At 61.1% G+C, this 19,041-nt stretch carries 18 protein-coding genes, 1 pseudogene and 1 riboswitch; of the genes and pseudogenes, 15 read left to right on the forward strand and 4 right to left on the reverse strand.

What is annotated here, in order from left to right; all coding sequences use genetic code 11:
• The 3 genes and pseudogenes from QM600_RS12950 to QM600_RS12960 form a co-directional block, all read right to left on the reverse strand.
• A pseudogene (locus QM600_RS12950) lies at positions 1-259 on the reverse strand (alkaline phosphatase D family protein); the annotation flags it as partial.
• Positions 260-447: 188 nt separating this feature from the next.
• A complete protein-coding gene (locus QM600_RS12955; RefSeq protein WP_283261858.1) occupies positions 448-1,266 on the reverse strand; it encodes an HAD-IIA family hydrolase in 819 nt (272 codons plus the stop codon).
• Between the two features lie 37 nt (positions 1,267-1,303).
• Positions 1,304-2,071, reverse strand: coding sequence for a sulfite exporter TauE/SafE family protein (locus QM600_RS12960; RefSeq protein ID WP_283261859.1), 768 nt, complete (start codon positions 2,069-2,071; stop codon positions 1,304-1,306).
• Between the two features lie 201 nt (positions 2,072-2,272).
• Positions 2,273-2,367: riboswitch (SAM riboswitch) on the forward strand.
• Between the two features lie 173 nt (positions 2,368-2,540).
• On the opposite strand from QM600_RS12960, the gene QM600_RS12965 reads away from it, so the two are divergent.
• The 9 genes from QM600_RS12965 to QM600_RS13005 all read left to right on the forward strand — a co-directional run bounded on the left by QM600_RS12965 (position 2,541) and on the right by QM600_RS13005 (position 11,652).
• Positions 2,541-3,515 (forward strand): amino acid ABC transporter permease, encoded by a 975-nt coding sequence (locus QM600_RS12965; protein WP_283261860.1) that lies wholly within the window; start codon positions 2,541-2,543, stop codon positions 3,513-3,515.
• Positions 3,512-4,297 carry an amino acid ABC transporter ATP-binding protein gene (locus tag QM600_RS12970; protein WP_502942958.1) on the forward strand — a complete coding sequence of 262 codons (786 nt, stop codon included), beginning with the start codon at positions 3,512-3,514 and terminating at the stop codon, positions 4,295-4,297. The genes QM600_RS12965 and QM600_RS12970 overlap by 4 nt, the downstream gene beginning before the upstream one ends.
• 33 nt (positions 4,298-4,330) lie before the next feature.
• On the forward strand, positions 4,331-5,302 hold the full coding sequence (locus QM600_RS12975) for an ABC transporter substrate-binding protein (protein ID WP_283261861.1): 972 nt from the start codon (positions 4,331-4,333) through the stop codon (positions 5,300-5,302).
• 10 nt (positions 5,303-5,312) lie between these two features.
• Positions 5,313-6,428 carry an FAD-dependent oxidoreductase gene (locus tag QM600_RS12980; protein WP_283261862.1) on the forward strand — a complete coding sequence of 372 codons (1,116 nt, stop codon included), beginning with the start codon at positions 5,313-5,315 and terminating at the stop codon, positions 6,426-6,428.
• Positions 6,425-6,997: a GNAT family N-acetyltransferase gene (locus QM600_RS12985; protein ID WP_502942959.1), complete on the forward strand. Its 573-nt coding sequence runs from the start codon at positions 6,425-6,427 to the stop codon at positions 6,995-6,997. Before QM600_RS12980 ends, QM600_RS12985 begins: the two co-directional genes overlap by 4 nt.
• 179 nt (positions 6,998-7,176) lie before the next feature.
• A complete protein-coding gene (locus tag QM600_RS12990) occupies positions 7,177-8,295 on the forward strand; it encodes an LLM class flavin-dependent oxidoreductase (protein WP_283261864.1) in 1,119 nt (372 codons plus the stop codon).
• Between the two features lie 20 nt (positions 8,296-8,315).
• Positions 8,316-9,686, forward strand: coding sequence for an NtaA/DmoA family FMN-dependent monooxygenase (locus QM600_RS12995; protein ID WP_283261865.1), 1,371 nt, complete (start codon positions 8,316-8,318; stop codon positions 9,684-9,686).
• On the forward strand, positions 9,683-10,513 hold the full coding sequence (locus QM600_RS13000) for a DUF1684 domain-containing protein (protein ID WP_283261866.1): 831 nt from the start codon (positions 9,683-9,685) through the stop codon (positions 10,511-10,513). The genes QM600_RS12995 and QM600_RS13000 overlap by 4 nt, the downstream gene beginning before the upstream one ends.
• Entirely contained in the window at positions 10,510-11,652 is a 1,143-nt protein-coding gene (locus QM600_RS13005) for an LLM class flavin-dependent oxidoreductase (protein WP_283261867.1), read from the forward strand. Before QM600_RS13000 ends, QM600_RS13005 begins: the two co-directional genes overlap by 4 nt.
• Positions 11,653-11,767: 115 nt before the next feature.
• Here QM600_RS13005 and QM600_RS13010 read toward each other — a convergent pair whose 3' ends face one another.
• Positions 11,768-12,676 (reverse strand): alpha/beta hydrolase, encoded by a 909-nt coding sequence (locus QM600_RS13010; RefSeq protein WP_283261917.1) that lies wholly within the window; start codon positions 12,674-12,676, stop codon positions 11,768-11,770.
• A 226-nt stretch (positions 12,677-12,902) separates the two neighbouring features.
• Between QM600_RS13010 and QM600_RS13015 the strand changes: the two genes are divergently transcribed.
• The 6 genes from QM600_RS13015 to QM600_RS13040 all read left to right on the forward strand — a co-directional run bounded on the left by QM600_RS13015 (position 12,903) and on the right by QM600_RS13040 (position 19,037).
• Positions 12,903-13,616 carry a hypothetical protein gene (locus QM600_RS13015; RefSeq protein ID WP_283261868.1) on the forward strand — a complete coding sequence of 238 codons (714 nt, stop codon included), beginning with the start codon at positions 12,903-12,905 and terminating at the stop codon, positions 13,614-13,616.
• Positions 13,617-14,090: an RDD family protein gene (locus tag QM600_RS13020; RefSeq protein WP_283261869.1), complete on the forward strand. Its 474-nt coding sequence runs from the start codon at positions 13,617-13,619 to the stop codon at positions 14,088-14,090.
• Positions 14,087-14,434: a YidH family protein gene (locus QM600_RS13025; RefSeq protein WP_243618116.1), complete on the forward strand. Its 348-nt coding sequence runs from the start codon at positions 14,087-14,089 to the stop codon at positions 14,432-14,434. The genes QM600_RS13020 and QM600_RS13025 overlap by 4 nt, the downstream gene beginning before the upstream one ends.
• Before the next feature lie 135 nt (positions 14,435-14,569).
• Positions 14,570-15,583 carry a glucose-6-phosphate dehydrogenase (coenzyme-F420) gene (fgd, locus tag QM600_RS13030; protein ID WP_283261870.1) on the forward strand — a complete coding sequence of 338 codons (1,014 nt, stop codon included), beginning with the start codon at positions 14,570-14,572 and terminating at the stop codon, positions 15,581-15,583.
• Between the two features lie 179 nt (positions 15,584-15,762).
• Positions 15,763-17,847, forward strand: a complete 2,085-nt coding sequence (gene pta, locus QM600_RS13035; RefSeq protein ID WP_283261871.1) for a phosphate acetyltransferase — start codon at positions 15,763-15,765, stop codon at positions 17,845-17,847.
• A complete protein-coding gene (locus tag QM600_RS13040; protein WP_283261872.1) occupies positions 17,844-19,037 on the forward strand; it encodes an acetate kinase in 1,194 nt (397 codons plus the stop codon). Before pta ends, QM600_RS13040 begins: the two co-directional genes overlap by 4 nt.
• Positions 19,038-19,041: the final 4 nt, after the last annotated feature.

The raw sequence follows: 19,041 nt of genomic DNA on the forward strand, positions 1-19,041 counted from the left end.
TGCCGGAACTGCTGCCCGCACTGCCCGTGCCGGATGCTCCGCCCACCCGCGTCCACAGCGTCGCGCCGTCGGTACGAGGCACTCCGGCCATGACGCCGTTGCCGAATTCAGGGTTGCGGATCAACCCCGCCACAGTGTCCGGCGCCTGGCGCAGAACGGGGGTGGCGTGCGCGGTGGCAGGCAGCAGGGTGGCGCCACCGAGTGCGGCCAGGCCGGTCAGGACGGCGCGACGGGAGACACTGCGGGGAGGAACTGACACGAGCCACCTCGGATGCGTAGGGGATTGATCCCTCAAGACCTTAGACGCTGAAATCCGATTTGTTGGACAAATGTTCATCTCGTCGAGGTGGCAATGATCTTCGATGGCGACTACGTCTGCATGGCCGCCCACTCCGATTACCAGGTGGGCGGCCACCGCTCATCGCATCGCATCTCCGAATCCCAGGGTCAGGAATTGTTCTTAGCGTTACGGAACGGATCCGTCGTAGTTCCGACGAGCTCGGCCACAGATTCCAGCACGATGGTGGGTCGGTACGGAAAAAGTTCCACGGAAGCCCGCGTGGAAATTCCGGTCATCACAAGAATTGTCTGCAGTCCGGCTTCGAGACCGCACACGATGTCGGTGTCCATCCGGTCGCCGATCATCAACGTATTGGCGGAATGGGCACCGATCGCCCGTAGTGCAGACCGCATCATGAGTGCGTTCGGCTTACCGACGTAGTACGGCTCGCGTCCTGTGGCCTTGGTGATGAGGGCTGCGACGGAACCTGTGGCCGGGAGGGAACCGTCGCGTGAGGGTCCGGTGGCGTCGGGATTGGTGGCGATAAAACGTGAACCTCGCTCGACGAGCCTGATAGCAGTGGTGATTGCCTCGAACGAATAGGTGCGTGTCTCACCCAGGACGACGTAATCGGGATCGCTGTCGGTCAGGACATATCCGATGTCGTGGAGGGCTGTCGTCAAACCGGATTCGCCGACGACATACGCACTGCCGTGAGGTCGCTGGTTGCCGAGGAATGTGGCCGTCGCAAGTGCCGATGTCCAGATCGACTTCTCGGGGATGTCGAGACCGGAATTGAGCAGGCGGGCGCGCAGGTCTCGCGGTGTCCTGATGGAATTGTTGGTGAGCACCATGTACGGAATCTCGTTTGACGCCAACTCTGCGAGGAAGACATCCGCACCGGGCACCAAGTGCTCTTCGTGAACAAGAACTCCGTCCATGTCCATCAGGTAAGTCCACTGGGTTTGATCCGCGGTCTTGGTCATATCTCCAGTATGTGGGAGCAGCGACTGAAGTGGGCAGTTAAGCGAGCAAACGCCACAGACCGATCAAGCCGACGACGACGATGGTGGCACGCAGCGCGGTCGGGGAGAGTCGGCGGCCGTAGCGGGCTCCGAGCACTCCTCCGGCGAGTGAACCCACGGCGATCAATCCCGCAGCGGCCCAGTTGATTTGATCGAATCTCAGGGTCGTGTACATAACGGCTGCGACGATGTTGACGATCAGTGCGAGTAGGTTTTTGGCGCCGTTCATTCGCTGCAGGGTTTCGGGCAGGATGGCCCCCATCACACCGATCAGAAGAATGCCCTGCGCAGCGGTGAAATACCCGCCGTAGATGCCGACGGCAAACGTTCCGCCGGTCAGAACCATCAGCCGTGTGGGCGAGAGTTCCATTTCGGTGGTGGAGCGCTTTTTCGCCCAGGCTTGGATGCGTGGCTGCAGAACAACCAGTGCCAGAGCAAGGATCAGCAAAATCGGCACGATTGTTTCGAACAGCTTCTCGGGGAGATGCAGGAGTAGCCATGATCCCAGAACAGCACCCGCAAATGACGCCGGAATCTGCCAGCGCAGCCGATCCCATTGCCCCGACAGTTCGCGTCGATATCCCCAGGTTCCCGAGATGCCGCCGGCAACCAGTCCGACGGCATTGGACATCGTCGCCGTCACCGGAGGCATACCGAACGCGACGAGCGTCGGGAAGGTGATCAGGGTTCCGCTTCCCACGACGGCGTTGATTGCGCCCGCGCCCACGCCGGCCAGCAGGATGATAAATGCGTCTAGTCCACTCACGTTGCAGACGGTACGGCAGGGCTGGTCGAGGGGCTCTCGGTGGTTCGGCACCGCAGTTTCGGCTCTTCCATTCAACACTGTGTTTTGATCTTCGGACAGTGTTGAAATCAGTGCGAATTCAACTTCCGATCGGCGCTATTTCCCTTGCAGTGCAGGGAAATACAACATTTGACGAGTGCGAATTCTGCGTCTAGTCTTTGCTCACCATCCAGAGCGACCGAGAGACCTGGCTCGTCGACGTCGCAGCAACCCACCGAACATTCGGGAGCGGGTGCTACCGCCAGGACCGATGGAAGGCATCACATGGGTTCCACTTCGTACGCGCCACACAGTCGGCGTCATATCGACTTGTGCCGCACGGCTTCGTGTCACTGTCGCTGAATCCGGTTCACTTTCAGCCCCGCGCAGTTGCGTTCCCGCCCTTCTCGAAAGGTCTATTTGTGATGTCCACACCGTCAGGTAGTGCGCCGTGAGTGCGCCCACCGATATTCGCCCCGAAGAGTCGGTGGCCCAGCAGAAACTTCCGGATTCGGAACTTGTCGTTGCTCGAACCTGGCATCCGCTTCGCTGGGTGATCAGCGCGACTGTGCTCATACTTCTTGCCCAGTTCATTCATGGGCTTGTGGTCAATCCCGGCTGGGACTGGCCGACATTCGCGCAGTACTTCACGGCAAAATCGGTGCTGGCGGCGTTGTGGATGACGATCAAGCTGACGTTGTGGGGAACGTTCCTCGGTTTCGGCCTCGGGGTCTTCCTGGCGCTCGGACGGCTGTCGAAGAATCCTGTACTGCAGGTGATCGCCTGGACCTATATTTGGGCGTTCCGCTCGATTCCGCTGATTGTGCAGTTGCTCTTCTGGTTCAACATCACGTACCTGTACCAGACGCTGTCACTCGGAATACCGTTCGGCCCGGAGTTCTTCACGTTCCAGGTCAGTGGTGTGATCGGTGGATTCACCGCAGCAGTAATCGGTTTGGCACTACATCAGGCAGCGTACTCGGCGGAGATCATCCGATCCGGCATCATCTCCGTCGACCACGGCCAGATCGAAGCGGCCCACTCGCTCGGTATTCCTCGTAGTCGCCAGTTCTTCAAGATCATTCTCCCGCAGGCGATGCGGGCAATACTTCCGAACGCTGCCAACGAGGTGATCGGACTCTTCAAGGGCACGTCCATCGTCTCGACCATGGCGATCGCCGAGCTGTTCTATCAGGTGCAGGTCATCTTCGGGCGCAACGGCCGCGTTGTGCCGTTGTTGATGGTCGCCACCATCTGGTACATCATTCTCACCACCCTGCTTTCCATCGTCCAGTACTACGTCGAGCGGCACTATGCCCGAGGTTCGGTGCGGGCGCTCCCGTTGACTCCATTGCAGAAGGTGCGCAACAAGTTCGAACAGATTCGTGATGCGCGTCTCGACATTCCGAGAGGTGCTACTCGATGACCGCTGAACTGATCGGCGATACGGTGTATGCCGTTGAAGCACGTGGGATCCACAAGTCGTTCGGATCTCTGGAAGTTCTTGCCGGAGTTGATCTATTGGTCCGCAAAGGTGAGGTAACGGTCATCCTCGGACCGTCCGGATCCGGCAAGTCCACGTTGCTGCGCACACTCAATCATCTCGAGAAGGTCGATCGTGGGACCGTACGGATCGACGGAGAACTGATCGGCTACCGGCGCAAGGGAAATCGGCTCCACGAACTCCGTGACCGCGACATCCTGAAGCAGCGCTCGCATATCGGGTTCGTATTCCAGAACTTCAACTTGTTTCCACATCTGACCGCACTCGAGAACGTGGTGGAAGCGCCGCTGTCGGCACAGAAGCGCGATCGTGACGAGGTGTACCGAGAAGCACGGGCTTTGCTCGAAAGGGTGGGTGTAGCCGACAAGGCCGACCAATATCCGCGGCAACTCTCCGGTGGCCAGCAGCAGCGTGTTGCTATCGCCCGAGCGCTGGCACTGCGGCCGGCAGTGATTCTTTTCGACGAACCGACCTCGGCGCTCGACCCTGAACTGGTCGGCGAAGTTCTCGAGGTGCTGGCCCAATTAGCCCGTGACGGCGCCACTCTGGTCATCGTCACACACGAAGTCGGGTTTGCCCGCGAAGTCGCCGATACCGCGGTGTTCATGGATGGCGGGGTGATCGTCGAGCAGGGCCCTCCTTCGCAGGTCATCGACAATCCGGTTCACGAACGCACCAGAGCTTTTCTTTCCCGCGTCTTCTGACGCCCCACCAGTACTTCCTGAAAGGAACCCTTGATGTTCTCCCCATCCCGCCGCGCCACCTTCCTCATCTCGGCTCTCGCCGTTGTCGGACTACTGAGTGCTGCGTGCAGCAGTGCCGATGCCGAACCCGACGGCGGCCAGGTCACTGCCGCAGCGGGTTACAACCTCACCGCAGATCAGAATCGCATCACCACCGACACAGTGGACACGATCGCAGCCGAGGTGCCCCAGGATATTCGTGACCGCGGGACACTGCGGGTCACGGGTAGTGCCGGATCCGCTCCGCCCCTGAGGTTCTACGCCGACGACGACAAGACGTTGATCGGATCCGAAACCGACTTCGCTTACCTGATCGGCGACGTTCTCGGGTTGAAGGTAGACCTGCAGACGGCTGATTGGGCGCAGAACTTTGTCCGCGTCGACTCCGGGGAGGCAGATGCATTCCTCTCCAATGTGACTGTCACGGAGGAACGCAAGGAAAAGTACGACTTCGCGACATACCGCCTCGACACTTTGGCCTTTGAAGCGAAGAAGGGATCGGGAATCTCCGTCAAGGATCCCAAGGACGTCGCAGGACTGAAGATCGCAGTCGGCTCCGGCACCAATCAGGAAGCACTGCTGGTCAAATGGAGTGAGCAAAACGTCGCTGCCGGCTTGGCGCCCACCGACATCACCTACTACCAGAACACCACCGACTACTACCTGCCGTTGCAGTCGGGTCGTATCGATGCCTACTTCGGTCCGAACCCGTCTTCGCAGTTCCATGCCAAGCAGTCGGGTGAAACCGAGGTGGTGGGGGAGTTCTCCGGTGCCGGTGACTCCTTGCAAGGTCAGATCGCAGTGCTGGTGAAGAAGGACAACGGACTGATCAAAGCCATTAATGACGCCATCAACCGCACTATCGAGAACGGGACGTACCAGCAGATCCTCGAACGCTGGAATATCACCGGTGAAGCTGTGGACACCTCGCTGATCAACCCGCCCGGTCTCCCGAAGACCAAGTGAGCACTTGGCAATGAGTGAAATTATCGATGTAATCGTCATCGGCGGAGGGCTCGTCGGGTCCTCCGCCGCGTGGCGGCTCGCCAAGCGAGGTCGGAGTGTCGTCCAGCTCGAGCAGTACGGTCCGAGCCACAAACATGGTGCATCGCACGGTACTTCGCGTATCTACCGGCAGGCCTACGACAATCACCTGTACACCGGCTTGGCTGCTGAGGCTTTGCCGCTGTGGCGGGAACTGGAGATTGCAACTGACATCGGGTTCCTGGAGCTGACAGGTGCCGTCGACCACGGCTTGCCCGAAGCAGTGCTGAGCAAGGCTCGGATACTGGTAAAGGCCGGCATCAAGGGCGAGATCCTCACTCCTGCCGAAGCCTCCGCGCGCTGGCCGGGACTGCGATTCGACACCACCGTACTGCATCACCCCGATGCGGGACGGCTGCACGCAGATCGAGCGATTACCGCGATGAAAGCGGGAGCAGCATTCGCTGGAGCGGAGGTTCGCCATGACACCCGCGTGCTGTCGGTGGTGGAAGCGTCGTACGGTGTCGACGTCATCACTGACCGCGAGACGCTGAGAACTCGGCACGTCGTGATCGCGGCCGGGGCGTGGACCGTAGAATTGATCGACAGGAGCGGGTTCCGTTCGGCGATCGACTTGCCGACATTGGTTACGACGCAGGAACAGCCGGCACATTTTGCGCCCCTCGACCCGGAAGTTCAATGGCCCAGCTTTGTTCATCATGCCGGGGCGGAGCTGAAGACCGCCGGAATCTACGGACTCGGATCCGTGGACGGCATCAAGATCGGTGAGCATGCGACGGGCCCGGTAGTGACCCCGGAAACGCGAGATTACATCGCCGATGCTGCCGGTCAGCATCGTCTGGTGGTGTATGCCGAATCATGGTTGCCAGGAGTGGATTCGGCGCAGGTCGAGTCGATGACCTGCCTGTACACCAGCACGCCGGACAGTAATTTCGTGATCGACCGAGTCGGGGCCGTTACTGTCGCCGCAGGATTCTCCGGACACGGATTCAAATTCGGTCCGGCGCTGGGTGAACTCGTATCGGATCTGGTGGACGGAAATGTGTTGCCTCCGGACCAGTTCCGGCTGGGGGAGCGAAGAAAATGACGGGAAGACTTGAACCGGGGAGTGGAGGAAATGCTGTGACTCTGGAAATCGTGGGAATCGGTGGCATAGAGGTCTGTTCGGTATCTCAAGAGGATCCGTTAGCCGCGCCTCTCATTGCGGAACTCGCCGAGGAATACAGTTCGAGATACGGCGGAACTCGTGAGGCGGTGTTCGAGGATCTGACGACGTACCCGGCGGAAGAATTTGCGGCGCCGCGCGGAGCGCTGTTGGTTCTGGTTCACGATGGTCAGCCGATTGCCGGGGGAGCGTTTCGCCAATTCGACTCCGTTACTGCTGAATTGAAGAGGATCTGGACGTCGTCGGACCACCGGAGGCGAGGTCTCGGAAAGATTGTCGTCCGAGAACTGGAATTTGAGATCGCGCGTCGTGGCTATCGCAAGGTGTACCTGACGACAGGTCCTCGGCAACCCGAAGCGGTGGCGCTTTACCTGTCCAGCGGGTACACGCCGTTGTACGACGCCACACTTACTTCGCTGGAAGTGGGTATTCACCCGTTCGAGAAGGAACTGCGGGTACGGCACGACGACGACAGAAGGGTGCCGGCATGAGGATCGCTGAGCACTCGAAAGTCTCACAACAGCACTTCCCATCATTGCGTTTGACAACCTTCTGGCATCAACTTGCCGGCCTGCCCAAGACCGTCTCGAGGAATCGAGAGTCCTGGCTCCACGAAGTCGGAGCAAGTTTGCGAGTAGTCGGGTGAGTTACTCAACACGAAAGGCTGAACATGTCTGAGCGTAGTTCCGAAGCGTTTCTGATCGGCCTCGAATTCGAAGGTACCGGAGCGCATCCCCATTCATGGCGCCGCGAGGATTCGCGGGCCGAACAACTCTTCACAGCATCGTACTGGGTGGACCTTGTGACGGCCGCTGATCGCGGCGGGGTAGATCTGGCCTTCTTTCCGGATTCGTTTGCCCTGCAGGCAGAGGGTCGACATACGACGCGTGGACGGCTCGAAGCGGTCGCGACCGCGGCCCGGCTCAGTGCAGTGACATCGCGGATCGGATTGATTCCCACCGCAACGGTCACACACACCGAGCCGTTCCACATTTCCAAGGCGATTGCGAGTATCGACTTCTCGTCCACCGGTAGGGCGGGGTGGCAGGTAGAGGTGTCGGATACCGACGTGGAGGTGTCCCTGTTCGGCCGGAAAACTCTGCAGAGCAACGAATCTTTATGGGAGGAAGCGTCTGAAGCTATCGAGGTGGTCAGCCGGCTGTGGGATAGCTGGGAGGATGACGCCGAGATCCGAGATGCCGCGACCGGCCGATTCATCGATCGGGACAAGCTCCACTACGTCGATTTCGAAGGAAAGAACTTCTCGGTCAAGGGGCCGTCCATCACTCCTCGTTCGCCGCAGGGACAGCCGCTGATCACCGTGGACGCGAGACGTGCCGAGGCACGCGAGTTGGCAGTGCAGCGCGGCGATCTCATCCGAATCTCTGCCCCTGACGTCAACGAGGCCAGTGCTACCGCTCGGCTTGTCCACGATCATGCTGAGAAGATCGGCCGGAGCGTGCGAGTTCTGCTCGACGTCGACGTCCTGCTCGGCGCCGATCGGGGAGCAGCAGACGATGCGTTGGCCGAACTCGAAGAATGGGCCGCCGCGCCCTATGCACCGAAATCCCTGTTCTATCGCGGTGACGCAGCAGGGCTCACTGCTCTACTACGTGAGATTCGTGGATATTCAGGGCTCGACGGCGTGGTCCTGCGACCGCTGGCCCTGTCATCCGGAGTGGAGAAGATCGTCGCCGACGTGTTGCCGGAACTGAATCCGCGACCGATAGCCGGCCCGACCCTACGTGAGCGGCTGGGATTCGAACTTCCCGTTAATCAGTTTGCGTAACAGAAGATTAAGGAAAATTGATGACGCAGAACAGGATTCGCAAGCAGGTTCATCTGGGCGCGCACTTTCCCGGCGTGAACAACACCACGGTGTGGACCGACCCGGCTTCGAAGAGTCAAATCAACTTCAGCTCGTTCGAGCACCTTGCGCGAAGCGCCGAGCGCGGTTTGTTCGACTTCTTCTTTCTTGCAGAAGGGTTGCGACTACGCGAACATCAGGGCAAGGTTCACGACCTCGATGTTGTCGGACGACCGGATACCTTCAGCATCCTCAATGCCGTAGCCGGTGTAACCACGCACCTCGGTTTGGCCGGAACGATCAACACCACATTCAACGAACCTTACGAGCTGGCCAAACAGTTCTCCACCCTCGACCATCTTTCCGACGGTCGCGCTGCCTGGAACCTGGTCACATCCTCGGATGCCTTCACCGGCGAGAACTTCCGTCGTGGTGGGTATTTGGAGCACTCCCAGCGTTATGCCCGCGCCAATGAATTGGTCGATGCAGTACGGACACTGTGGGACAGTTGGAGCATCGATCGACCGCTGGTCGATCGTGAACGCGGGATCTTCGCAACAGATCAACAGGTCGGCCAGTTCTCGCATACCGGAGAGCAATTCGACATCTCGGGACGCTTCGAACTGCCGCGCAGTCCGCAAGGGCATCCAGTTCTGTTTCAAGCGGGTGATTCCGACGAAGGTCGAGAGTTCGGTGCCGCCAAGGCCGACGCCATCTTCACCGGTCACGGAACCCTCGACGCGGGCAAAGCCTTCTACGCCGATGTCAAGGGGCGTCTCGCCAAGTACGGACGAACGCACGCCGACCTGAAGATTCTCCCCGCCGCCACCTTCGTCCTCGGTGACAACGCGGCCGACGCACAGGAGAAGGCGTATCAGATCCGGAGGCAGCAGGTCGGCCCCCAGACCGCCATCGCCGTCCTCGAACAGGTGTGGGGCAGGGACCTTTCGCAATACGACGCAGACGGTCCGCTGCCGAAGGAAGATCCGACAGACGACGTCAACATCACGCGTGGACGCGTCCGCCACGTCAAGGATCCCCGTGCTGTGGCGGATCAGTGGCGCGCAAAATCGGAGGCGGAGAACTTGAGCATCCGCGAACTCATCATCGAAGTCACTGCCCGCCAACAGTTTGTAGGCAGTGCTGCCGAGGTGGCAGCCGAGATCGACAGCTACGTTCAGGGAGACGCCAGTGACGGCTTCATTCTCGTTCCACACCTCACGCCGGCCGGCCTCGACGAGTTCATCGACACCGTGGTGCCGGAACTGCAGGACCGCGGCAGTTTCCGCACCGAATATGCAGGAACCACCTTGCGCAGCCACCTGAGTTTGCGCCATCCCCACGAGCAGGCTGAAGGAGTCCGCGCATCATGACTGTTACCGAAACCGACATTCCCTCCGACATCTTTGTCAGCGATTGGAATGCATGGCATACGTTGCGCGATAAAACATTCAGTGAACCATTGGGCTGGCTGAGTCTGACGGCACTGCACTGGCTGGTAGATGTTGATTCGACGTTTCCGGACCTACCGGGGACCTGGCGAGCGGACCAGGACGCCGTGATCATCACGGCCGAACTGTCGGACGACCTTTCGGTCGACGGGTTCGCGGTGGATGGTTCAGCGACGCTCACACCGGTCGAAGGCGCGCCCGGACTCATCGTGAAGCACGGACCACGTTTGGTCGAGGTCATCCGTCGCACTGGCAATGTTGCTCTGCGGATTCATGACTCGTCGGCGCCGGCCTTGGTGCAGTTCAGCGGCATCCCGACGTTCGCTCCGCGATCGGAGTGGATCATCGAGGGCGTTTTCACTGCCTTCCCGCAGGCCCGAACCGTGACGACGGGTGCCGTGGTGCCCGGACTCGAGCATCACCACGACGCTCGGGGAACAATCAACTTCGAGTACGACGGCTCAACCCGTGAACTGATCGCCTTTGCGGGTCGAGACGATGGTTTCCACGTCTTGTTCACGGATACGACCAGTGGTGTATCCACCTACCCGGCTGCTCGGTCGTTGCACGTGAGCGCACCCGTTCCGGGAGGCGCGGTGGTGCTCGATTTCAATCGGGCGTCGAATCTGCCGTGCGCCTTCACCGACTACGCAACCTGCCCCGTCGCGCCCGCCGAGAATCGTCTGCCGTTCGCGGTGGACGCCGGCGAAAAGACCCCCGAGGGCCGCTCAGGAAGGGCGCTGTCGTGACTATTCCACTGTCAATCCTGGACCTTGCACCGATCAGTGAGGGCGGCACAGCCCGACAAGCGCTGAGGAATTCGTTGGACCTTGCCCTCTCGGCCGAAGCCTGGGGTTATCGACGGTACTGGGTGGCCGAGCATCACTTCGCCGGTGTGGCAAGTTCGTCGCCGGCTGTTCTGGTGGGCCTTATCGCTGCTGCTACCAACACAATTCGTGTCGGTTCGGCAGCAGTACTGCTGGGCAACAACACCGCTGCCGAGGTAGTGGAGGCGTTCGGGACCGTGGAAGCGTTGTACCCCGGACGTATCGATTTGGGAATCGGACGCTCGGGTCAGCGTCGCGTCGAGGCGCTGAAAGCCGTTGCATCCGAGAATGTTTCAGCGGAACGAGCACGGCGGGATACGGTGGTGCGTGAGGGCGTCGTCATCCCGGCGCCCTTTGATCCGACAGGGTTGCTGACATCACCGCTTCTTCAGGCGTCGTTCGAAGCTCTTGCATTCTCGGGTGCGCAGGTTCCCGATTTCGACGAGCAAGTCGATGACATTCAGTCGCTGCTCAGCGGTACTTACCGCAGTCGGGACGGCGTCGAACTGCATGCGAATCCAGGCGAAGGCGCTGATCTCGAATTGTGGATATTCGGAAGCAGCGCCGGGCCCAGCGCGGAACTCGCCGGGAGGCTCGGCCTGCCCTTCGGCGCGAACTACCACGTCGCCCCGTCCAGCACCGTCGAGGCTGTGGAGGCATACCGCGGCGCGTTCCGTCCGTCGTCGACGTTGTCGAAACCCTATGTGGTGGTCTCGGCTGACGTAGTTGCGGCCGAGGACGACGCCACTGCGCGGGAATTGGCGTCCACATTCGGGCACTGGGCGCACAGCATTCGCAGTGGGCACGGGGCGATCCCGTATCCCGACCCGGCGACGGCGCTGCCGTTGACCGCGCAGCAGCATGCGGTGGTCGAAGACCGGCTGATCACCCAGTTCGTCGGCTCTCCCGGCACTGTTGCGGATCGGCTCGAAAGTCTGCAAAAACTGACCGGTGCCGATGAATTGGTGATTTCCGGTGTGACTCATCGGCATGAGGATCGTGTGCGCTCGTACGAGTTACTGGCCAGGGAGTGGGGGCTGACGGCATTACTTGCCGCATGATCGGTCGAGTGAGCACCCCCTCTGTGAAGTGAGCACCCCTTTTTGCGCGCTGAAAGGGGTGCTCACTATGCAGAAGGGGTGCCTGCTTCCCTCTGGCCTTGGGTACAGCCCACGGTCACGCCCCGATAGCGCCCGCGATCATCGGCCAGGAAGCGCGCATGTCCGCTTCGAATAGTCCCCAGGTGTGGGAGCCTTGCGGGAGATAACTGAAGGTCGCCGGGATGCCGAGTTGATTGAATCGCTGCTGCAACCCGGCGGTACACATCTGCGTGATGGATTCGAGTGCACTTCCCGGTATGACTCCTAGAACACCGACGAGAGAATTGATTCCGTCCACCGGCCCGGGGATTCCGTTGCCAGTGGCGATGAACAGTGCTGTACCGCGCAGCTTTTCGGCGTTGACCATCGGGTCGTGAGCCGCCCACTCCGGGCCACCCGGAGGTCCCCACATATTGGAAACGTTCCCGCGACCGAGTACTTCGACCATAGATCGCACCGCGGTCTGCCCCATGAGGTCGGCGGTTCGCGCGCAACCACTGTACGAACCGACGGCGCGGTACAGGCCAGGTGCTTGGGCAGCCAGATCCAACACGGGGCCACCGGCCATCGACACGCCGCCGATGGCGTTCACTCCGGTGGTGTTGTACCGAGAGTTCACTGCGGCCGGTAGTTCCTTCGTCAGATACGTCTGCCATTTGTTGCGGCCCAGAACGGGGTCGTCGGCATTCCAATCGGTATACATGCTGAACTTGCCGCCGATCGGCATCACCACATTGACGTGTTTGTCGTCGAAGAAGTCGCGGACACCGGTGTTGTTGAACCACGAGATCCCGTCTTCACCGCCGCCGACTCCGGTCAACAGGTAGAAGGTCGGTGCGGGTCCGCCGCCGGCCGGGGAGATGACGTCGTTGCTGATCCAGCGGTCCATCGACGGTGAGTAGACGTCGAACCGACTGGTTGTGGACTGCGCGGAAGCGCTCTGCGCGGTGAGGCTCAGGAACCCCGCCACTATCACCGCTGCCATCGTGAGATGGATGCCGAAGTGTTTTCCGAAGCGTCTCACGATCACATCTCCTGACGGTCGGCTTGTCCGGGTCGGACTGTGTGCTCGGTCCGGGTCGGACTGTCTGCTCGGTCCGGGTCGGACTGTGTACGCGGTCCCGATGCTGTGTGTATACCAACAGTGGCACAATGCGAATCAGAGCGGCGAATGTCCGATAAATGGTTGGGTGAGTGACGGAGGCGGACTGATGAGTGGGCAGGCGGATCGACCCGAGACTGATCTGGTCCGTCTGGGCTTCGGTCTGGCATCGATCACGCTGGGCGTGGCGCGCAGAACTGCGGATGCCGCGTTGGGATCGGTGGCGCGAATACCGATCATCGGTGAACCGTTGGATCACGCAATCGCGTCGGTGAGCGCACTGGGTAGCGATGCGATTGCATCGACCGCCGAGTTTGCGGACACAACGCTGCGCGCGGTGATCAAGGCAGTGGTGGCAGCGGCCTTGGCCGAAGTCGACATCACCAAGATCGTCATCGACAACGTCGACCTCGACACGATTGCCGAAACCATCGACGTCGACAAGATCGCCGAACGAGTTTCTCTGGAACCGATCATCGACCGTATCGACGTCGACGACATTGCCGGCCGCCTGGACATCGAAGCTGTGATCAAACGCCTCGACCTCGACGGCATCGTGGATTCCGTGGATCTGGAACGGCAGATCAATCGCATCGATCTGGTGAAGCTTGCCGACGAGATCATCGAAGATGTGGACTTGCCGCAGATCATTCGCGAATCCACCGGTTCGCTGTCCACCGAAGCTGTTCGGGGCGCGCGCGTTCAAGGTATGCAGGCCGACGACGCTGTCGCCGGTTTTGTCGGCCGGTTGTTCGGGCGAGACAGCGACCGAGATAACGCCAAGGCCGACGAGAACTCCACGTCCGAAGAAGGCAGGAAGTAGGTGGCGAGTCAGAACTCCGGTCCCGCCGGAATTGTCACCCGCGGCATCGCCGGAGCGATCGACCTGGGCGTCGTACTGATTCTGATGGGTTCAGGTTATGCCGGGGTCGGGTTTGTGCGGCTGTTGTTCTCGCCGCAGAACTTCACCTTCACACAACCTGGAATCTTCTTGTCCACCACAGCTTTTCTTGCGGTCTCGATCAGCTATCTGACGGTGTGCTGGGCCACCACCGGACGGACCGTCGGTGCCTTGGTGATGGGATTACGCGTCGTCAAGTCCCGTCATCGTCTTGTGCGATGGCCGTTGGCGTTGGTCCGTGCAGTTCTGTGCACGCTGTTCGCGTTCGGACTTCTGTGGGCGGCGGTAGACAAGCGTCGACGGTCGTTGCAGGACATAGTGCTTCGGACGGCGGTGGTGTACGACTGGAGTCAGGATCCTGACATTGTCGTCACCCACGGAGTCGAGGAATCGTGACCGAGCCCAATCGCCCCGACGAACGATTCACCCTTGCCAGTGAGCGCACGTTCCTAGCATGGATGCGAAGTTCGTTGGCACTGTTGGCCGGTGGGATCGCGGTAGTTCAGTTGGTCCCGGAGTGGAGTACGGGTTGGGTACGCACAACCCTCGGGCTGATTCTGATCACAATGGCAGCCGCGTCGGCGTTGGTGGGTATGCGTCGGTGGTTGCAGGTGAAGAAGGCTCTCGAAGACGGTGCCCCGATGCCGGAACCCCACGCGCTGTGGCTGTTTGCCCTGGTACTGGCCGGAGTTGCCGTCGCCGCCGGCGTGGCGACGGTTGTCACGAGCCTCGCGCGGTGAGATCCGCGTAGAAGTCCGCGGGCCCGCTGGTTAGTCTGCAAAGAAGGGTCTGCGTAGGCGGACACGGGACTCGGTCCCGGCAATGACGATGCACAGCCGCAGTCATAGTGACGCAACAACACAGAGGAGCAGATAGTGGCGCAGGAACTCAAGCTCGGATACAAGGCCTCGGCCGAGCAGTTCGGACCTCGGGAACTGGTGGAGCTGGCGGTTCTTGCAGAACGCCACGGCATGGATTCGGTTGCGGTCAGTGACCATTTCCAGCCGTGGCGCCACAACGGTGGCCACGCACCGTTCTCACTCGCGTGGATGACGGCCGTGGGCGAGCGCACCGAGCGCGTGCAGATCGGCACCTCCGTGATGACACCGACGTTCCGGTACAACCCGGCGGTTATCGCGCAGGCGTTCGCGACCATGGGCTGCCTGTACCCGGGACGCATCATGCTCGGCGTCGGCACCGGTGAGGCACTCAACGAGATCGCCACCGGATTCCAGGGTGAATGGCCGGAGTTCAAGGAACGCTTTGCGCGGCTTCGTGAGTCGGTTCGCCTGATGCGCGAGTTGTGGCTCGGCGATCGCGTCGATTTCGAGGGCGAGTACTTCACGACGCGTGGTGCCTCGATCTACGACGTGCCCGAGGGCGGTATCCCCGTCTACATCGCCGCCGGTGGACCTGTTGTCGCACGATACGCCGGCCGTGCCGGTGACGGTTTTATCTGCACATCCGGTAAGGGCATGGATCTCTACACCGAGAAGTTGCTGCCGGCAGTGGCAGAGGGCGCTGCCAAGGCTGAGCGCGACGTCGCGGAGATCGACAAGATGATCGAGATCAAGATCAGCTACGACACCGATCCCGAAGCAGCGCTCGAGAACACCCGTTTCTGGGCGCCGCTCTCACTCACCCCGGAGCAGAAGCACAGCATCGAAGACCCCATCGAGATGGAAGCTGCAGCCGACGCGTTGCCCATCGAGCAGGTTGCGAAGCGCTGGATCGTCGCATCCGATCCGGACGACGCCGTCGAGCAGGTCAAGGCGTACGTCGACGCCGGATTGAATCACCTGGTGTTCCATGCGCCGGGCCACGATCAGCGACGGTTCCTCGATCTGTTCGAGCGCGATCTGGCGCCGCGGTTGCGCGCGCTGGGCTGATATCGCGAGACGCGCTGGGCTGATATCGCGAGACGCGCTGGGCTGAATTGTCTGCGTAGATCGAAGTCCGGTAACGGTGTCTGCCACTGAACGCGTGGCAGGCGCCGTTCGCCTTTTCCCGTCGGTGTGCCCGTCCGTCCCTGACGGATCGGCCGGGCGCCACCACTAGGCTGTGGGGCATGTCGTCAGCGCCCGCAGCCGTGTCGAGTGTCTACATCGCTTCCCCCGAAGGTGATACCGGGAAGTCCACTATCGCATTGGGCGTCATGCAGATGCTGTGTGCGAGCGTCGCCCGTGTCGGCGTCTTCCGCCCCATCGCCCGGTCCACCGAGACCCCCGACTACATCCTCGAGTTACTGCTCGAGCACACGACGGCTGACCTCGCCTACGAGGACGCTCTCGGTGTCACGTACGAGCAGGTGCACGCGGATCCCGAAGCTGCTCTGGCTGATATCGTCGCGAAGTATCACAACGTGGCCGAGCAGTGTGATGCCGTCGTGATCGTAGGCAGTGACTACACGGACGTCGCCAGTCCGAGTGAGTTGAGTTTCAACGCCCGTATCGCAGCCAACCTGGGCTCCCCGGTATTGCTGGCTGTCCGCGGGGCACGACGCAGTGTCGACGAATTGGCTCAGCTTGCTCAGCTGTGTGCCGGTGAGCTCTCGGCCAACCACGCACACCTCTTTGCCGTGGTGGCCAACCGTTGTGATCCGGACAAGCTCGACGAGGTCGCCGAAGCCTTGTCCGGGCTGGGAGTTCCGACGTGGAGTCTGCCCGAGGTCCCGCTGCTCATCTCGCCGACCATGGCCGAGTTGATGGACGCGACAGACGGCGAATTCTATTCGGGTGACGCCGAATTGCTGCACCGTGAAGCGTTGAAGGTCATGGTCGGCGGAATGACAGCCGAACACATTCTCGAGCGACTCACCGAAGGAATGGTCGTGATCGCTCCGGGTGATCGCTCGGACGTTCTGCTGGCGTTGATGAATGCGCATGAAGCAGAAGGATTTCCGTCGTTGGCCGGGATCATCATGAACGGTGGGATCATCCCGCATCCCGCGATCGCCGCACTGATGGCCGGACTCAAACAACGACTCCCCATCCTGACGACGGCGCTCGGAACTTTTGACACCGCCAGTGCCGCAGCACAAACACGCGGACGAGTGGGAGTCGGCTCGCAGCGCAAGGTCGATACCGCGTTGAGTTTGATGGAGCAACACGTCGATGCGGAAGCTCTTCTGGGCCGCATGGCGCTGCCGATTCCGTCGGTGATGACACCGCAGATGTTCGAGTACAAGTTGATCGACCGCGCTCGGCGCGATCGTAAGCACATCGTTCTTCCCGAAGGTGAGGACGACCGCATCCTGCGCGCCGCCGGCCGAGTACTGCAGCGTCAGGTCGCGGATCTGACAATTCTCGGAGACGAGTTGAGCATTCGGCGCCGTGCCGCGGAACTGGGCGTCGACATCAGTGATGCTCGGATCCTGGCGCCCGCGCAGTCCCAGTACACGGAGCGATTTGCGCAGGAGTACACCGCGATTCGCGCGCACAAGGGAATGACGATCGAACGTGCCCGCGAAGTGATCGCAGACATCTCGTATTTCGGAACCATGATGGTGCACTTGGGAATTGCCGACGGTATGGTCTCGGGTGCTGCGCACACCACCGCGCATACGATCCGGCCGTCGTTCGAGATCATCAAGACCGCGCCGGGTGTGTCGACGGTTTCCAGCATCTTCCTGATGTGCCTGGCCGACCGGGTACTGGCCTACGGCGACTGCGCTGTGGTCCCGGACCCCAGTGCGGAGCAGTTGGCGGACATCGCCATTTCGTCCGCGCAGACGGCCGGTCAGTTCGGTATCGAACCGCTGATAGCGATGTTGTCATATTCCACCGGAGACTCGGGTTCCGGCGCAGACGTGGACAAGGTGCGTGCGGCAACCGCGTTGGTGCGCGAGCGTCGACCGGATCTATTGGTGGAGGGCCCGATTCAGTACGACGCCGCTGTCGAGCAGAGTGTGGCGGACAAGAAACTGCCCGATTCGCGTGTCGCCGGCAAAGCGACGGTGTTCGTGTTCCCCGACCTCAACACCGGCAACAACACGTACAAGGCTGTGCAACGCAGCGCCGGCGCCGTGGCCGTGGGCCCGGTACTGCAGGGTTTGAACAAGCCGGTCAACGACCTTTCGCGTGGCGCGCTGGTCCAGGACATCGTCAACACCGTGGCCATCACGGCTATTCAGGCACAAGGAGCACAGGCGTGAGCAGCACCGTACTGGTCATCAATTCCGGATCGTCATCCATCAAATTTCAACTGGTACATCCGGATACAGCAGAACTGGTGGCACACGGGCTCATCGAACGTATCGGTGAACCGGACGGGCATATCGTCTACAACCACAGCACCGGGGTCGAGGACCGCAACCTGCCGATTGCCGATCACCGCGGCGGCCTGAAGATGGTTCTCGACATCGTCGCGGAGGTGGGGCGACCCTTGAGTGAAGCCGGCGTGATCGCGGTCGGTCACCGGGTGGTGCACGGCGGAAACGTCTTCTCGGCGCCGACGCTGATTGACGACGCCGTCGTACAGGCCATCGCGGATCTGTCCGCCCTTGCACCGCTGCATAATCCGGCCAACGTGATCGGTATCGAGGTGGCACGCGAGGAACTCCCCGATGTTCCGCACGTCGCAGTCTTCGACACCGCGTTCTTCCATACCTTACCGGTGGCCGCGTCGACATACGCGATCGACCGGGATGTCGCGAAAGCCAACCAGATTCGGCGCTACGGATTTCACGGCACGTCACACGAATACGTGTCCGGACGAGCCGCCGCATTCCTCGGCAAAGATCCGGCCGAACTGAACCAGATAGTTCTCCACCTCGGAAACGGCGCTTCGGCCTCGGCGATCAAGGGCGGTAAGGCAATCGACACGTCGATGGGCCTCACCCCGCTCGAAGGTCTGGTCATGGGAACCCGCAGTGGTGACATCGACCCCGGCATCATTCTGCATCTCAATCGAAACGCCGGAATGACGGTCGACCAGATCGACGACCTGCTCAATCGCCGCTCCGGGCTCAAAGGGCTCTCCGGGGTCAACGACTTCCGGGCGCTTCTCGAGTTGGTAGACGCCGGGGATCAGGACGCGAAGCTGGCCTACGACGTCTACGTGCACATGCTGCGAAAGTACATCGGGGCCTACATCGTTGCGTTGGGCGGCGTCGACGTGATCACCTTCACCGGTGGGGTCGGAGAGAACAACATCGACGTTCGGCGCGACAGTCTCGCGGGCCTCGGGCGTCTGGGCATCGAGGTCGACGACGCTCTCAATACGGCGAAGAGTCGCGAGGAGCGACGGATCTCGGCGGCGTCGTCGGCCACCGCGGTACTGGTTGTTCCCACCAACGAGGAGTTGGCGATAGCGCGCGCAGCACAAGCGCTGGTGTTTGGGTAAGACC

Source organism: Rhodococcus sp. IEGM 1379 (genome assembly GCF_030056815.1).
Lineage (GTDB): Bacteria > Actinomycetota > Actinomycetes > Mycobacteriales > Mycobacteriaceae > Rhodococcus_F.

Bases quoted from the DNA above. Each gene is read 5' to 3' on its own strand.
- QM600_RS13000 (WP_283261866.1), top strand. From the start codon at position 9,683: ATGACTGTTACCGAAACCGACATTCCCTCCGACATCTTTGTCAGCGAT.
- QM600_RS12980 (WP_283261862.1), top strand. From the start codon at position 5,313: ATGAGTGAAATTATCGATGTAATCGTCATCGGCGGAGGGCTCGTCGGG.
- QM600_RS13010 (WP_283261917.1), bottom strand. From the start codon at position 12,676: ATGGCAGCGGTGATAGTGGCGGGGTTCCTGAGCCTCACCGCGCAGAGC.
- pta (WP_283261871.1), top strand. From the start codon at position 15,763: ATGTCGTCAGCGCCCGCAGCCGTGTCGAGTGTCTACATCGCTTCCCCC.
- QM600_RS12995 (WP_283261865.1), top strand. From the start codon at position 8,316: ATGACGCAGAACAGGATTCGCAAGCAGGTTCATCTGGGCGCGCACTTT.
- QM600_RS12975 (WP_283261861.1), top strand. From the start codon at position 4,331: ATGTTCTCCCCATCCCGCCGCGCCACCTTCCTCATCTCGGCTCTCGCC.
- QM600_RS12955 (WP_283261858.1), bottom strand. From the start codon at position 1,266: ATGACCAAGACCGCGGATCAAACCCAGTGGACTTACCTGATGGACATG.
- QM600_RS13015 (WP_283261868.1), top strand. From the start codon at position 12,903: ATGAGTGGGCAGGCGGATCGACCCGAGACTGATCTGGTCCGTCTGGGC.
- QM600_RS12985 (WP_502942959.1), top strand. From the start codon at position 6,425: ATGACGGGAAGACTTGAACCGGGGAGTGGAGGAAATGCTGTGACTCTG.
- QM600_RS12970 (WP_502942958.1), top strand. From the start codon at position 3,512: ATGACCGCTGAACTGATCGGCGATACGGTGTATGCCGTTGAAGCACGT.
- QM600_RS12990 (WP_283261864.1), top strand. From the start codon at position 7,177: ATGTCTGAGCGTAGTTCCGAAGCGTTTCTGATCGGCCTCGAATTCGAA.